The following is a 14381-nucleotide window of genomic DNA, read 5'->3' as shown; positions in this document are numbered from 1 at the left end:
GGGGTTTCAGGCCATCACTTATTTCTGTTTGAGATGAAAAGTACAGTTTATTATTTAAACGAGCACCGATTTTGGTCAATAGATGCTCAGCTCCTTTTTCTTGGCAAACTCAGAGTAATCCATATCCACTTTAAGGATGTGGTCGGTCCACCAGTGGGTAAGGAAGTTGAGCACATCGCGGGCATTGTCGGGGCCTTCGTCCAAATGCTGCAGCGTAAAGCGTAGCACTTCCAGAGCATACTTGCTGTGCAGTTCCTGATGGAGCTGCAGTTTGGGGTAGCCTAATTTTTCCATGTAGCGTTCTTCCGATTTGAAATGCGCTTCGGCATAGTCAGACATTTCGCTCAGAAGTTGAACCATCTCTGCGTGGTCCTTATCCCTGTTCACCATTTTCTCGAAACGGTAGAGGATATCGAGCAGCTTGCGATGCTGTTCGTCTATGATGATGTTGCGTACCGAGTACTTTTCGTTCCAAATTCCAAAGTTCATGGTGCTTGTTTTATAGGTTAGTGTAGCTGTTGTTGGGTGGCATGGGCTGCAAATGTGGGGTTGTGTTGTGCTTATGTTTTTCTGGTCCTCAGGTCAATTGCATTGTGCAGCGCTTGAAAATAAGGAATGCTTTTACTTATCTGACAGCATGAAAGTAAGGGCAATGACAACCACTATGGCCATAAGAATGTAAAGTAGCTTTATAAGTCGTGGTTCATCTCGCATTCTGTTCATTTCACCTGTTTTGAGTATCCGTACTTGGTTACGGTCTGTATATAGGTGCCAAGGCCTTCTCCGGCCTCGGCAAATTGTTTCATGTGTTTGATGTGCTGCTTGCCTGTATGCTTTTCATCGTATTCGTAAATCCCTCCGTCCGTAAATTTTACGGCAATGCCATTGGCTTTGAGCTGGTATGCCACCACAATGGAGCTTCCAGAGTTGTTCTTGTATGGTTCCATTTGTTCCCTGTCAGTTTCTTTCTTAATGCCACTTGTTAACTTGGTGTGATTGCTCAGTGATCATGTTTGATTAAGTTAATATGGATTTTATAGCATAGCGGCCTGCACATGCATCCAGTCGAAGTTATGCTGGCGACCAAGGCTTACCCAGCCTTCTTCTTCCCATAGCTGCCACCATTGCTCGTATTCGGGTCGGGCAAAGCTGGCACGGTCGCGGCCCCATTTAAGTTGATTGTTTTCGGGGTCGTAATCGATGGCGATACCCCAGCTGTGGGTGCTGTAGCGGTCGCCACCGCGCATCAGTCGCACATTGAGGCATCCGCCCCAAACATCCAAGCGTAAACGTTGTATTTCTGCCATGCCGTAAGTGTTCTTCACCTTGGTGAGAACGCGCACCACGCTGCTGTGCACTTTTTGATGGCACTGGAATGCGTTGACACTCTTGTTCATGTCCCAACTAAGGCGATGAGGGTAGGGCAGCGCAAGGCTTTTTTGGTTGGCGCCCATCTGCCCGTAGAAGGCGATCAGCTCTTCGTCAGTTCGCTGTGTTGGCCAGTTGTTAGGATTGCCCACTACATTACCTTCGGGCCGCCAAACAGGAGGCGTCACACCAAACAGACGCAGGTGGCGCAGCTGTTCGTAAGCATAGGCGGTCTGCGCACCCCAAAGGCCATCAATCGGGCCTGTTTCGAAGCCCAAGTCTTTGGCTGTAAGCTGGAGTAGACCCACAAGCTTACGGTCGAGGGGCCATGTCTTGGGCAGTTCGGTCACCTTATCAAGCGCAGCCTTTGTTGCGCTTCCTGCAATGCCATCCGCTGGTCCAGGGTAGAGGCCGCGGAGCTTGAGTTCTGATTGAACCAATCGGACGTGGTCTGGGGTAAGGGGCATGGCGTTCTAGTTGGGGTTGTTGGAATAATGGAAGGTTAGATTCTTTTTGATATCGTTCAATAGCCCTTTTTAGTTAATTTGATGCAAGAGACATAGGCACGGCTATATCTTCAGACACTACCAGTAATGACATTCCCTTCGGTATGCGTTGCGGCCGCATCAGCATCTCCTGATAAGCAAGAACCACATGAACCTCTCGACCATTCATCTTTCTTCTGTAAGCGCTTTTTACATGATCGACCAGCATCATGTCTTCTTTCTTGATATACGGGCTTTCCATAAGTAACACGGCCACAGGCGGTTCTCCCTTACGCACAAATAGGAAGTCTATGTTAAAATCATCATCCAGTTCACAATTGTTAAGCTGTTTCCAACCCTCGTATGGAGGGTATTCTACCTGCAATGCGGCTTCTATCAGTTCCAGTTCCATCTTACACTCCGTATTGGTAGCAACCATTGGTGCATGGGGCGCCATCGCAAGGGCATTTCATCACGGCATCGTTTCCACTTTTAGATAGCGTTACAGGGCATTGGTTAGTGTTGAAGATGTTGTAGATGCTGTCGTCAGTAGAGTCGTTGGAGCCGATGAATTTGTTGGCACTTGGTTTCTCATCTAACCACAATTTGGCGTTGGCTGCTTTTAGGTTCACTGTTTTGGTCATGTAGTTGCTTGCGCTGAGTGTACCTATTTGAAAATCATCCGCATCACAACGGAAAGAGATCCCACCGGAAAAACTTTTATCGAATACGACTAGGCCCGAAGAGCTGAGTTTGACCTGAAGGCGACTGCTGGTGAAAATGACCTCGTGTGTACCGAGGGCATACGTTTCTGAAGGGGTAAATGTGTATGTTGGCATTGCGTTAAGTTTTGTTCAAAGGATGAAGTAAGCAGTGTACGTTGAGATTTCCTTGCCTATTTTTTTCGATTATTGCAGAGAATCGACTACCCTATAGGCGATAACCCCACCGTGAACCCATGAAACCAGACCAGTTACATCGCTTTTTAAATGCTATGGATAAAGGCGAAGTGGCTGCTTTCCGTGCTTCAGCCCACCTTCAAAATGGAAAGTGGAGCACTCAGCGCAGGTGTCTGTTCGATAGCATGCTACGGATGGGAAAGTATGATGGAAATCTGCTTGCCAGAGCACTTGCAGACCCGGAGTATCTTGCCATATTGCCCACCGAAAAGCATAGGATGTATGACGCAGCGCTTGCCACAGTGCTTGATCTCCGTACGCGCAGAGAACTGAAGGCAACACCTTGGGCCTATTTGCAAGTGGTTCAGCTCCTATTGGATATGGGGCTTGCAGAAGAGGCTGTTCAACGGACTACGGAGGGCATTGATCTAGCAGTCAAGGTGGATGACCTATTTGCGGAACTTCAACTACGGGAACAATTGAGAACGGGTCTGAAGCTATTGCCACGCTCTAAGAATCTGAGGCAGATAATAGAGAACGAATACCGGCTGGAAACCGTGGTCAGTAAAGTGGCCAACCTCACAAAGTATGCCCTTATTTGCGACAACATGGGCGACCATCAGAAAAAATACCGAGTGGCAGATGATGCTGCGGTTCGGTCGGCCATGGATGCCCTGATGGCAGAAGGGTCCATGAGTGATCTTCCGAAGGCCATGTCCTTACCAGCACAGATACGCTTTGCATCGGCTTGTGCTTTTTATGCCGAATCAGTTGGAAATCTACCAGAGGCTGCGGACTACTGGAAGTTGGGTTTGTCGTTGTGGGAAAGTAACCCTGACCGAATCAGCTATCGTCCACATTTCTATCGACAGCTACTGTCGAACCTTATCGGTATACTCATTCAATTGAACGAAACTGATCAGGTGCTGGCATTGCTTAAGAAGACCGAGGAAGTGATGGTGTCGGGAAGGCGTGCGTCCATGCTTGCATTTTGCGAAGTGGAGTTGCAATACCAACTTTATTACATGAATACCGATAGATTGGAAGATGCTTTGGGTAGGGAAGAATCCATCCTTAGCGGAATTCAATCGTTTGGCAAATTGATGACAGAAAGCAAAGAGCTGACCTTGCTTTTCAACCTAGGCATTGTCCACCTCGTTTTGGGGAATGATAAGAAAGCCAAGGAACACTTTTCGCGCATCCGCGATAAAGGAATCTTGCATTCTCGGCTCGATATTCAGGGTTTGGCCCGACTGTTCAGACTATTGTTATTACTCGAGGAAGACAGTGACGACCGTTTTCATTACTACCTCCGCAGCTACCAACGAACCTTCCGACAGGACATGCCCTTTTATAAGATGGAAGAGCTGGTTCATGATTGGTTAATTAAGCATCATAGAGACTTTCATGGTATTGAGCGAATACCAGTGTTGATGGAGCTTCATGAGAACCTGTTGGAGTTTGAAACGCAGCGATTGGTGGGAGCCGAAGAATTGCGCCTATGGGCATTAAGCCGCGCTACTGGCAAATCCATTCAAGCACTGATGGCCAAATAGATTGAACACAACTATACGCAAAAAGATAGACGGGAAAATCCATGAAAAACTGGAAATTTTCCGTCTAGTAGAGCTAACAGGAGATATGTCGAACTTATGGGAAGGGTTTGAAGAGCTAAATAACTTGGCCTTGGCTCTACAAAACTGCTAACGATGTAAGTTCAATATCACTGTTGTAGAGGTACTTCTTGTCGTCTATCGTTGCGCTCTCTTAGTATCTGGAAAAGACCAAAGTTCCATTGAATTTGTGATTTAAGTGATTGCAAAAGCATTGAATCGTGAAAAAATGTGGTTTATCATGTAACTCCAAGGTGTTTCTTGAACCTCCAAATTCCAATCAATTTGGAATGAGCCTCTTAGGGGGTGAGGGGAGTTTTACGTTTTTCATGGCTGGTGATCCATCATTTTTTCAATTCATTGTTCGATTTTCAATCTCACTGAACTTCTGCTTGTCTGTAGGAAGAATGTCGATCAATTCAAACTGTGATGAATTCAACCAGTCCGTACCCACTAAACTTTGATAAAAGTCAATCACGTTTCGGTCGATTTTGACTTTTCCCGCACCTGCCCAATGTCTGTCGTTGCCGTCCTTTTTAATGGCTGAAATCCAGTATTCGTCACTCGTTTCAACGTCAATGAAGTTTCCCGCAACTCCTGAACCACCAATATTTCGAAAAGCCTGCCCATTGAAATAGACGGTCTGTCCCGATTTTGAAAATTCAGCAAGTCCAATCCAAGCAGGTCCGTTGTCAGAATAACCCGTTTTAAGTTCAACGTATCTCAGCTTGGGTTTCATTTTCTAAATTTGCTAAGACGATTTTTAATTCTTTTGCTTGTTGAACGCTGCATTCATCAACATGTATTGCATGTCTGTCGTAACCTTGAACGTTTCACTAATAAAGTGACCATGACTTTTTCCAGTACTTGTTTCAATAATGTTGGAATAAAGTTCTGTTCCGTTTTCAAGCGGTTCATCTAATAGCTCAAAGCAATCTACCTCGCCAACTAACCTTTGCTGTACAGTTTGACCATAAATATTGGTATAGTCGTCTTCGTTTTCCTTTCCTATTTTTTCCGATTTCACGTAAGCTTCGTCAAATGATTTAGCTTTGATAAGCACAACACTCTCTTCGTAAGCGACATAGTTTTCTTTGAAGTTGTTGTCCACCAACTTCGGGTCTGGTTTGCCGATAACCTCGTTAACATAAACCAGTTTTACTGCAAACCATTTGTTTCCCTCGGTGTCCATTTAAAATGTGCTACGTTTAGTATAAGAGCAGTAGCGGATTTAAATGCAGTTACTTTTCGGAAAGCAAGATACTTAAATACAAAAAAACGGCTTGAGATTACTCCCAAACCGCTATTGCTTTTATACTTGTTGTAGGTAGTATTTCTACATCACTAATGCTAATTTTTTAATTGTTTCAGTGCTGTAGCCCAATCCTCTATGTGGTTAACTTTAACAATTTTCGAGTCTTCAATGGTGTGGATATCAATAGACATAGTCGCAAAAGATTTAGTCCCATTTGTTGGTAAACCAAAAAATTGTCCTTCAGGTGAGTTTGGTGTTCCTGTCACTTTGCTTCTTACAATAACTTGGTTACCACTTTCAATGATTTCTGTAGGCTCCCATTTCAAATCAGGAATCATTTTCCAGAAAAAACCTAACTGACCAATCAGTTGTTCCTTGTTCTTGTTATCCACAGTTCCTTCCGATATAAAATCAGGTGCTAAGATTGCATTCAATACATCAGCAGGGTTCGTTTCAGCGTTTACGGTTAAAGCCTTTTGGTAAAACGGCAAAACGATTTCTTTTAAATTTTCCATTTTTCTTTGTCTAGTTTGATGCTACAAAGATGCAGTTGCCATAAATCGTTGTAACGATGAAAAGTGGAGTAAAAATGGTTAATCTCGAACCAACAACGCTATTAAATCGATTTTATGAATGATATTGGGGTTAATCCTATTTGCTTCTTGAAATATTTTGTAAAGTTGGTAGGGTCTTCAAAACCTAAATCATACGCCAATTCGGTACTCTTCATATCAGCGTTTATCAATTTTCGTTTGGCTTGAAGCACTATAAAGTCATCAATCACACTTTTAGCAGTTTTGTGCATCAATTCTTTACAAGTAATATTCAAGTGTTTATAGGTGATGGCCAATTTATCTGCATAAAAATTAGCGTTTCTGCTTTCGGTATAATGATTTTCTACCAGCGAGGTGAATTTTTGAAATAGAATAAGCTTTGACGAATCGATGAAAAACTCAGGCTGGTTTTGCTTGATGTTCTCCACCTTGGATACGAGAATGGTAAGCAGCGATTTAATTATCTCCTTTTGATTCACCGATTTTGGAGCGCTGAATTCTTTGCGTAAGAGATTAAAATAATTGATAAAATCTGACTCTTCTGGAATTGGAACAATGGGCGAGAATAGTTGTGGATTGAATAACCGAAACAAAAAATTGTCGGTAAAATTTGAAAAGCAATTCACAAAAAAATCTTCGGTAAAAACCATGCAGTATCCTTTTAAACCTGCAGAAAATTCAAATGCATTTACTTGTTCTTTGGCAATATAAACAAGAGTGTTTTGCTGTACAGGATACCAGTGGAAATCTATAAAATGTCTGCCTTTGCCTTCGGTGAAAAAAATCAAATTGTAAAACTTGAGTTGATGCGGTAATTGAGAGTTGTGCTCATGTGCACCTTTCTTGTTGGCAATTGCCTCAATTGGAACAATTTCAAATCCAAAGTTTTCAGAAGTCGCAGGTTTAAATGTTACATGTGGTATGTCGTTTTTCATATTACCTACAACGGTTACAACTATGAAAATAGGGCTTTAATACCTGCGTCCTTTCGCCCGAAACTGAACTTGGTAGAAACAGCTGAGCTTGCGTACCTGTCGTCACGCCCTATTTTTATAGTAGTTGTTGGGGTTAGTTTTTTCTTTTTATCCGGTTATCACTTGGCACTTTCTCATAACTAAATGAATTCAAAGGATACGTATGGGGATTTTTCAGCGCATAATCCTTTGCCAAATAGGAATCAGGCAATTGGAATACATAAATGGTGTCAAAACTGTCATATGTAACATGAAAACTTCCGCCATTATGTTTTCCTGAATCAGGATTCATATAAATCCTCGCTCCTAATTCAGGCAGGTACGGGGAGAATCTCGCGCACGACCCTCCACGGAATAAATAAAGATCGTCAATGACTTCAAACGTGCTGTCAGGATGAACAATCAACTTCCCTCTTTCTCCTGGTATTCCACTGATTCTGTGATAAACACCTGAGAAATCGACTTTAACAGGTTGCGAATTGCCGTTGGTCAAGACAAAACAGACAATCAACAGACTCACAGCAATTGAAGAACAACCCAAGACTGACAGACTTATTTTGACAAAACGGTGCTTCCTAAATAAGAAGGCAAGAGCAAATGCTACAAGTGCAATTGAGACTGTAGTAATGAAAACAAGGCCTAAAGCAATCGAGAACATTGTCCGACTATAAAATTAACCCCAACGTTTGCCGCTAAAGATAATGCCTTAGAAACTGCCGTCCTTTACCTTCGTTGCCGGTGTGTTCCCTTCGGTCGGGTAGCCGTGTGCAGACAACTTAGCGAGTCTATTCTCAGCTTGCCTGCGCTGAGCAGGTCGAAGTGTCGAAGAGAAACTTAGACCGATCTATCCTGTGTTTTCCGGACTGACACACTGTTCCGAGCATTGGATTCGGTGGGTGTTGTATTCATTATTTCTTAACTACTTTCTTACTCTCCAGATACGAACGCGATCGGATAGTGAAAAAATAAAGCCCACTTGTGATATTCGAAATGTCAAATAATTCGAAGTTCCCTCCTTCAAATATTACCTGTCCGGTAAGATCATAAAGCTTGAAGTACTCATCTCCTCTTAAGTTCTCAACAAACAGCTCAGCTGAGAATGGATTTGGATAAACGTTATATGTTGGTTCTTGTGGAATTTCTTCTGCACTTAAACTCGCAGAACAATAGCTTACGTCAATCTCGCTACCCGAATTTGGATCTCCATTCGGGTCTTCAACAGTGTTTGCGATAATTGAAATTCTTACAATCTCCTCATTGGTAGAAAAGCACAGTTGATGGAAGTTGTCGTTATCATTTATATCTGCTATCGCAATCGGTTGGTGAGCAATAAGCACTCCTGAACTATCTGAATAACCTGTGTAGAATTGAAACAGGTCATCCTCAGCAACGCCATTGATGAAAGGGGTAATACCTCCATCCCAAGCCACTTGTATTGTCTGGTTACCCAGGTCACAGTCATTGATACCACCATCAATTTTCTGAGCGAAAAACAAGGATGGCCCTTCGCTCAAAGGAACAACGTTAGTGGTATAGGCGCCATTCAAATTGATGATTTCAGAACAAGAAGATTCTTCAACCAAGGTGTTGGTGGTGAACAGGTCATCAATAACGTTGATCCGCACTGGTGGATTGGTACCAGCATTTCCAAACTGCCCAATCAGGAGCACCGTTCGGTTTTCTCCGTTTTCATTGGCTGGTGCTAATACAGCGCACATGGGAGCGTAGCTGTTTCCAAGGCCGTCAACAACTTCGAAATCAGATGCCGATAAGCTGGATCCATCTATAGGGTAATTGAAATTCACGGGCATACCGTCCATTCCGTTTGCTCCAAGACACAAGGCATTTGCAAGTATGGGCAATGCATTATCAAGACCGAAAAAAGCCGAGACAATGGCCGTACTGTCTTGTGATCTGACGCCACAGTGCAGTGATATGCTGGCGATTACTGTCATTAAGATTATGCGCTTCATACGGTTTTCATTCTAAGCCAATACGAATCAAAGGGGGATTTTTTAAAGCCCTTCTTCTATTCGCTGTTTTTCTCTTTTCCAATTCCCCTTGAAATACTGGATAAGCGGAAGAAAGTTTATCACAAATGGATTGTTACTGAAAAAACCAAAGGTTACTCCATATTTCACTTTTTCGGTCTCTGGCTGGTATGTTCCGAATAGTTTATCGAATACGATCAACATAGCCCCAAAATTCTTGTCGATGTACGCTTCATTCGAACCATGATGTACCCGATGCGCAGATGGCGTATTAAATATGACACCTTCTAAAGCGCCTAACTTCTTAATGGCCTCCGTGTGCAAAAAATACTGGTAGAACAAGCCCACCGCAAGAGCCGAAACAACAATTTCCGGAGAAAATCCAATGAATATCAATGGAATATAAAACATAGGACTGACGAACAGGCCTAACCAATTCAGCCTTACCGCTGTGGTGAGGTTGTACTTCATGGCCGAGTGATGCGTGTGATGCAATGTCCATAATATTGGAATTTCGTGACTCAATCTATGATACCAGTAATAGATGAATTCAACCGCAAGAAATGCAGTGAGTACGGAAATCACATTTGTAGTAATGTCGAAAAATCTGAACTGCGACACCCAATCAAAAACAAGATATTTCCAGGCCAAGGAAATGGGTTTAAGCAATTGATTACCAACAAACACGGTCAAGTTGCCAGCGCTCTCTTTAAGATCGAACGTTTCGGTATTACCAATTCGTGACCAAATGATCTCAGCCACAAGTGCGACCAAGATAAAAAGGAGAAAATACCACCTTATCGAATCCATCTTCTTACTCTTTCACCAGACTCACAACAGCTCTGTCCGCACCAACGTTCAAGTTCAGCATGTACATCCCACTTTGTAATCCGCTCATATCGATCAACTGAGTGTGCGTGCCAGCAACTAACTCCCCTTTAGATTCTTGGAAAACAACTCGGCCGGTTATGTCAATTAACAACAGTTCGACCTCTGCTGGTTCTTCCAGCTCAAAACGAACTGTTGAATTGTCATTTGTCGGATTCGGCATGGCGGTCAGCTTCGATACGGCAGACCCGTAGGTTTCCCCGATTCCAGTGCCTGATTGATTCAACGGCTCCGTTGTGTACTGAACGAAAATCAGCATCATCTCGTCCTGAGTTGTGTTTCCCCAATACAATGTATCAGAACCGTTATTCACATATTCAGCTTCGAAGATGAATCCGTTTGCCATTGGGATATGAAGTAGCTCCGGTTCAAAGTAACGCGTTGGTGGATGTTCCCAGTCATAATATCCTTGATTGAATGTGTACTCAGTATTATAGAAACCTTCATATATCTGGTCTCCTTTGGTACCATCTGGATTTCTAAGAAACAGGTCAAAGTCGCTTCCTCTTGCATGCGTGTGGGTTCCAAGCCTCCACAAATACCAGTTTGCACCGATCTGGTCTATGATGGGACCGAACCCAAAAAACGATTCTTCGAAAACATGCGGTTGCCCATTGTTTGGAATTATCAATGAGGGTCCTATGTTCTCGCCCTGACTCAAAGCTGCCTCTATCCAATCGATAGGAAGTAAACGTGAGATCATTTCATGTTCGGCTACACCGGTAGGCTGTGTGTAAATATTCATGTACACGTCTGCAGCCAAGATCGAGTCCTGCTCATAGTTCAGAATATGATAGTTCATATCCAGCACAACATCGGATTCCCACGAGTAAGCAGTGGTAGCAGGAAGGTCTATTGCGGCTGGGTCGGCCCAAGCGGCAACCATGTCTGAATCGAACATGGAACTTTCTCCTTCGGCCACATTCCTTAATCCCTCCGGATATTCTGCCGCTGTTGCTGCATCGAATTTATAAAGGATGAAGTGATGCGACTCGTCATTGAAAAATGGATGAAGCGAGATCACTTCCAGATCACTGTCAAGATTCAGCTTCTGTTTCTTATGAAATTCTATTTCGTTGGCAGGGGGAAGGAAAAAAGTCCCCAAACGCACCTGAATACCCTCGCTTGGGTCTGGGGCTGGCGGAGGAGGAAGTTTGGCCATGCCCAATCCCCCGTAGTAATTCTGAATGAGCATTGGGTCCACAACGCTATCTGTTTCACTTGCCCCATAAAGGATCCATTGACGGATCATTTCAATTTCAGCATGAGCCAGACTTGGCTGTGGCGAAGGCGGCATGGAGTTGCCTTCGGCCGGAGCAAGGTCATATTCGTACCAATTGTCCCAGTCTGAGTTGGCACATTTTCTAAGCAGGAAACTTTTTTCGGGGTATCCCGGGTCAACAAGCAGATTTCCTTTTGCCAAGGCAGCAGGGTTGGTCGGTGCTTGATTTACCAAAGCGCTGTAAACAGCGCTGCTCGAACCTGATAGATCAAGGTTACCTTGAGGAGCGCCACCACCGTGGCAACCGATGCAATTGGTCTGTAAAGTCGTGTAAACATGGTTCCAGGTAGAGGATTGGGATCTGCCTATGCTTACTAATGAGATGACCGCTAAAATGCTTAGAAATGCTTTTTTCATGTTGGATGATTTGAAGCAAAACTATGCTGTGTATCAGACGATAAGGACGAAAATTCAGTGAACTGAACAGATTGCCAGCTGAATTGAACAAGGAATGGTTTGAATTGTCTTGAACCTTCTCTATTGCTCCAGCCATTTCATGAATGAGGAGACTTTCAAACGGCTTACAACTACTTGCTCTGGAAGGTTGATGTTCAATTTGATGATCACTTTTCTGTTGAAGTAGGGTTCAATTTCAGCTACAGCGTTCCGATTCACAATCATTTGCCTGTTCACTCTGTAGAAATCGTCAATCGGTAAGCCCTCTTGCACCTCATCCATGGTCTTTGCGAGGTGAAACGAATCTCCGTTCAGATTATACAGATACGTGATTCCTTCGCTGATAAGCACAACAGCGATCTGCTCAACGGCAATGGGAATGGTTTTCTCTCGGTAATGGACCAGAAAAGATCTTCTCGAACTGTTCTCTTGACCGTGTCGGTTCTTAGAAGCAAAACTCAACTTTAGACTTTCGAACTTTGCTAGAGCTTCCTGAATATCAGATTGCTTGAACGGCTTCAAGATGTAATCAATTCCGTTATGCTTGAATGCTTTCAGCAGGTACTCATCATAAGCGGTACAGAATATCACCGGGGTCTGAACATCGATCTCCTTGAAAATGTGAAAACTCTCTCCATCTGCAAGGTGAATATCCAAGAAGATGATATCCAGGTTCTGTTGGTGTTCCTTCAGGTACTGAACTGCGGTATCTACCCGTTCCAGCGTCTCAACAACCCGATGCCCACTCCTTGACTCAATGAGTTCTTTCAGCAGCTCCGCAGTACTCGGTTCATCTTCTATGATAAGAACATTGGTCATCAGAACAGCTTGATTTCAACCTTGAACTCAGCATCGGTGCTCATTACAGCCACGCCTTCGCTGATGTTCATCAACGCATACCTTTTCCGAAGGTTTTCCAAACCTACGCCTGTGGAATCCACCGACTTTTTCAGTTGCAGGTTATTGGAAACCGAGATCTTCCCGCCTGCTTCAATGATCCGGATATGTAACGGTGAATCCCTTGAGATGATGTTATGCTTTGTGCAGTTCTCAACAAGAAGCTGCAGGGCAAAACTCGGTAACTGAAGTTTCCTGACCGATCCGTCCACATCAATATCAACCTGCAACGCACTGCCGTGCCTTGATCGTAGAAGGTTCATGTAGGTATTCAGAAAATCCAGTTCTTCCTCAAGTGTGCTGACGCTTGACTCCCTTGAATGCAGAAGCTGACGGTATATATCGGATAGGTTATGAACGAATTCTTCACTTTCAGAAGCATTCTTTCGGATCAAGGTCTGCAACGTGCTCAGCGAATTGAACAGAAAATGGGGGTTTACCTGATTCCGTAACTGATCGAGCTGTGCTTTGTAGTTTTCGGTTTGCAGAGCAAAGTTCTCTGTTTTGAGTTTTTCGTTCTCGCGGATTGCCCGAAAACCACCTTGAATGGCTACCACCATCAGACCACCGATCGAAAGCCGAAAAGTGGAAAGCCAAAGAGGTTGATCCCGATCAATGCTCGGAAAGGTTTCAGATACGGCAAAGACCAGCGTGGTGCCAAAAACAATGACGGCAATAAGTGCAAAGGCCAACCGCAAGGGCAACGTCATTCTGTTCTCTGAACTGACTATCCGTTCTACCAGAAACCATAGCAGTAGCAAAAAACCGAAAGAGAAGATCCATTGAACCAATATATCTACCCAAGTAAACGAATCGCGGAATGCCACCGCATTGAGAATGCTCAGCCATGGGATTACAGCCGCAAAAACGAATGGGAAAGCACTTTCCCCAATACGATTGAAGTAACGATCAAAGCTCATTGAATATTCTAACGATTCGAATGTACTTCAACAATTAGATACTCCGAATATTGGTTTGTTGTAATCGGCAATTCTTTAATGTTTGATTTTTTATCACTGGTCTGAATTACCGCTAGGCTATTTGCTGCCGCAATATTGCTCTCCATTGGTTTTTGGAGCGCCATCTGAAGTAACGTAAAGTCGTCTTTTCGGTGTAAGTTTCCCAAAGTCCGATGGTTCTCCATTGCACGATTATAATGTCTTTGCAAGTACTCAACCGTTGCACTACCAAATTCTTGGAGATGTGCTCAGATGGTTAGCGTCCTGCAGAACTAAGCAGACCAATTTTATAGCTGTATCGAGATGCCCATTAATTAACCCCAACGTTTGCCGCTAAAGATAATGCGTTAGAAACTGCCGTCCTTTCGCCATGCGCAGACAGCGCAGAACGAAACTGAGACCGACTGACGTACAGTCGCACGCATTAGATTTAGCGGTTGTTGTAGCACGTTTTTATTTCTTTTATTTCAACGGAACTCACTTGAAACCAGTTCGTTCTCCGCATTGAATACCATGTCAAATGACCCAAGAGTTATCACAAATTGGTCGCCCTTTAGAAACGCTTCGTAACTAACTTCTTCCCTGTCGAGATATGAAATTACATCGTCTTTGTCACCCTTGGCTTCGAGTAGGTTTTTCAGAGCCGTAGCGTCCCTTAAGAATTCTTCACAGCCAACTCGGTAGTAGTCCTAAGCTTGCACTCGTATTAGTTTTAAAGTATAAACAGAAGGAACGAAAGAGTGGAAGAAGATCCAAATAGCAGAAGGGCGGTCGAAGCCCGTCAACACAGATGATCCCCACTCTTTTACTGCTTTGAGCA

Annotated in this window: 16 protein-coding genes; 1 reads left to right on the top strand and 15 read right to left on the bottom strand. The window is 43.7% G+C overall.

What is annotated here, in order from left to right:
* Positions 1–75 precede the first annotated feature (75 nt).
* The 5 genes from K9J17_16480 to K9J17_16460 form a co-directional block, all read right to left on the bottom strand.
* Entirely contained in the window at positions 76–489 is a 414-nt protein-coding gene (locus K9J17_16480; GenBank protein MCF8278326.1) for a bacteriohemerythrin, read from the bottom strand.
* Between the two features lie 230 nt (positions 490–719).
* Positions 720–947, bottom strand: coding sequence for a hypothetical protein (locus K9J17_16475; protein MCF8278325.1), 228 nt, complete (start codon positions 945–947; stop codon positions 720–722).
* A gap of 87 nt (positions 948–1034) precedes the next feature.
* Complete coding sequence (locus K9J17_16470) at positions 1035–1808, bottom strand: M15 family metallopeptidase (protein MCF8278324.1); 774 nt, start codon at positions 1806–1808, stop codon at positions 1035–1037.
* Positions 1809–1908: 100 nt separating this feature from the next.
* A complete protein-coding gene (locus K9J17_16465) occupies positions 1909–2265 on the bottom strand; it encodes a hypothetical protein (protein ID MCF8278323.1) in 357 nt (118 codons plus the stop codon).
* 1 nt (position 2266) lies between these two features.
* Positions 2267–2692, bottom strand: a complete 426-nt coding sequence (locus K9J17_16460; protein MCF8278322.1) for a hypothetical protein — start codon at positions 2690–2692, stop codon at positions 2267–2269.
* Between the two features lie 155 nt (positions 2693–2847).
* On the opposite strand from K9J17_16460, the gene K9J17_16455 reads away from it, so the two are divergent.
* Entirely contained in the window at positions 2848–4308 is a 1461-nt protein-coding gene (locus tag K9J17_16455) for a hypothetical protein (protein MCF8278321.1), read from the top strand.
* A 409-nt stretch (positions 4309–4717) separates the two neighbouring features.
* Here the strand turns inward: K9J17_16455 and K9J17_16450 are convergent, their stop codons facing one another.
* The 10 genes from K9J17_16450 to K9J17_16405 all read right to left on the bottom strand — a co-directional run bounded on the left by K9J17_16450 (position 4718) and on the right by K9J17_16405 (position 13522).
* Entirely contained in the window at positions 4718–5104 is a 387-nt protein-coding gene (locus K9J17_16450; GenBank protein MCF8278320.1) for a hypothetical protein, read from the bottom strand.
* Between the two features lie 24 nt (positions 5105–5128).
* Positions 5129–5557, bottom strand: coding sequence for a DUF4288 domain-containing protein (locus K9J17_16445; GenBank protein ID MCF8278319.1), 429 nt, complete (start codon positions 5555–5557; stop codon positions 5129–5131).
* 158 nt (positions 5558–5715) lie between these two features.
* Entirely contained in the window at positions 5716–6135 is a 420-nt protein-coding gene (locus tag K9J17_16440) for an ester cyclase (GenBank protein MCF8278318.1), read from the bottom strand.
* A 101-nt stretch (positions 6136–6236) separates the two neighbouring features.
* Positions 6237–7109 carry a helix-turn-helix domain-containing protein gene (locus K9J17_16435; GenBank protein MCF8278317.1) on the bottom strand — a complete coding sequence of 291 codons (873 nt, stop codon included), beginning with the start codon at positions 7107–7109 and terminating at the stop codon, positions 6237–6239.
* Between the two features lie 133 nt (positions 7110–7242).
* The gene (locus tag K9J17_16430; protein ID MCF8278316.1) at positions 7243–7668 is read right to left on the bottom strand and encodes a hypothetical protein; all 426 of its coding nucleotides are present in this window, start codon (positions 7666–7668) and stop codon (positions 7243–7245) included.
* 388 nt (positions 7669–8056) lie between these two features.
* Entirely contained in the window at positions 8057–9121 is a 1065-nt protein-coding gene (locus K9J17_16425; protein ID MCF8278315.1) for a T9SS type A sorting domain-containing protein, read from the bottom strand.
* A gap of 42 nt (positions 9122–9163) precedes the next feature.
* A complete protein-coding gene (locus tag K9J17_16420; protein ID MCF8278314.1) occupies positions 9164–9949 on the bottom strand; it encodes a sterol desaturase family protein in 786 nt (261 codons plus the stop codon).
* A gap of 4 nt (positions 9950–9953) precedes the next feature.
* Positions 9954–11666, bottom strand: a complete 1713-nt coding sequence (locus K9J17_16415) for a T9SS type A sorting domain-containing protein (protein MCF8278313.1) — start codon at positions 11664–11666, stop codon at positions 9954–9956.
* A 120-nt stretch (positions 11667–11786) separates the two neighbouring features.
* Positions 11787–12524 carry a LytTR family DNA-binding domain-containing protein gene (locus K9J17_16410; protein ID MCF8278312.1) on the bottom strand — a complete coding sequence of 246 codons (738 nt, stop codon included), beginning with the start codon at positions 12522–12524 and terminating at the stop codon, positions 11787–11789.
* On the bottom strand, positions 12524–13522 hold the full coding sequence (locus K9J17_16405; protein MCF8278311.1) for a histidine kinase: 999 nt from the start codon (positions 13520–13522) through the stop codon (positions 12524–12526). Before K9J17_16405 ends, K9J17_16410 begins: the two co-directional genes overlap by 1 nt.
* Positions 13523–14381: the final 859 nt, after the last annotated feature.

This window comes from Flavobacteriales bacterium (assembly GCA_021739695.1).
Classification (GTDB): Bacteria; Bacteroidota; Bacteroidia; order UBA10329; family UBA10329; genus UBA10329.
This window is presented reverse-complemented; position numbering and strand designations above follow the sequence as displayed.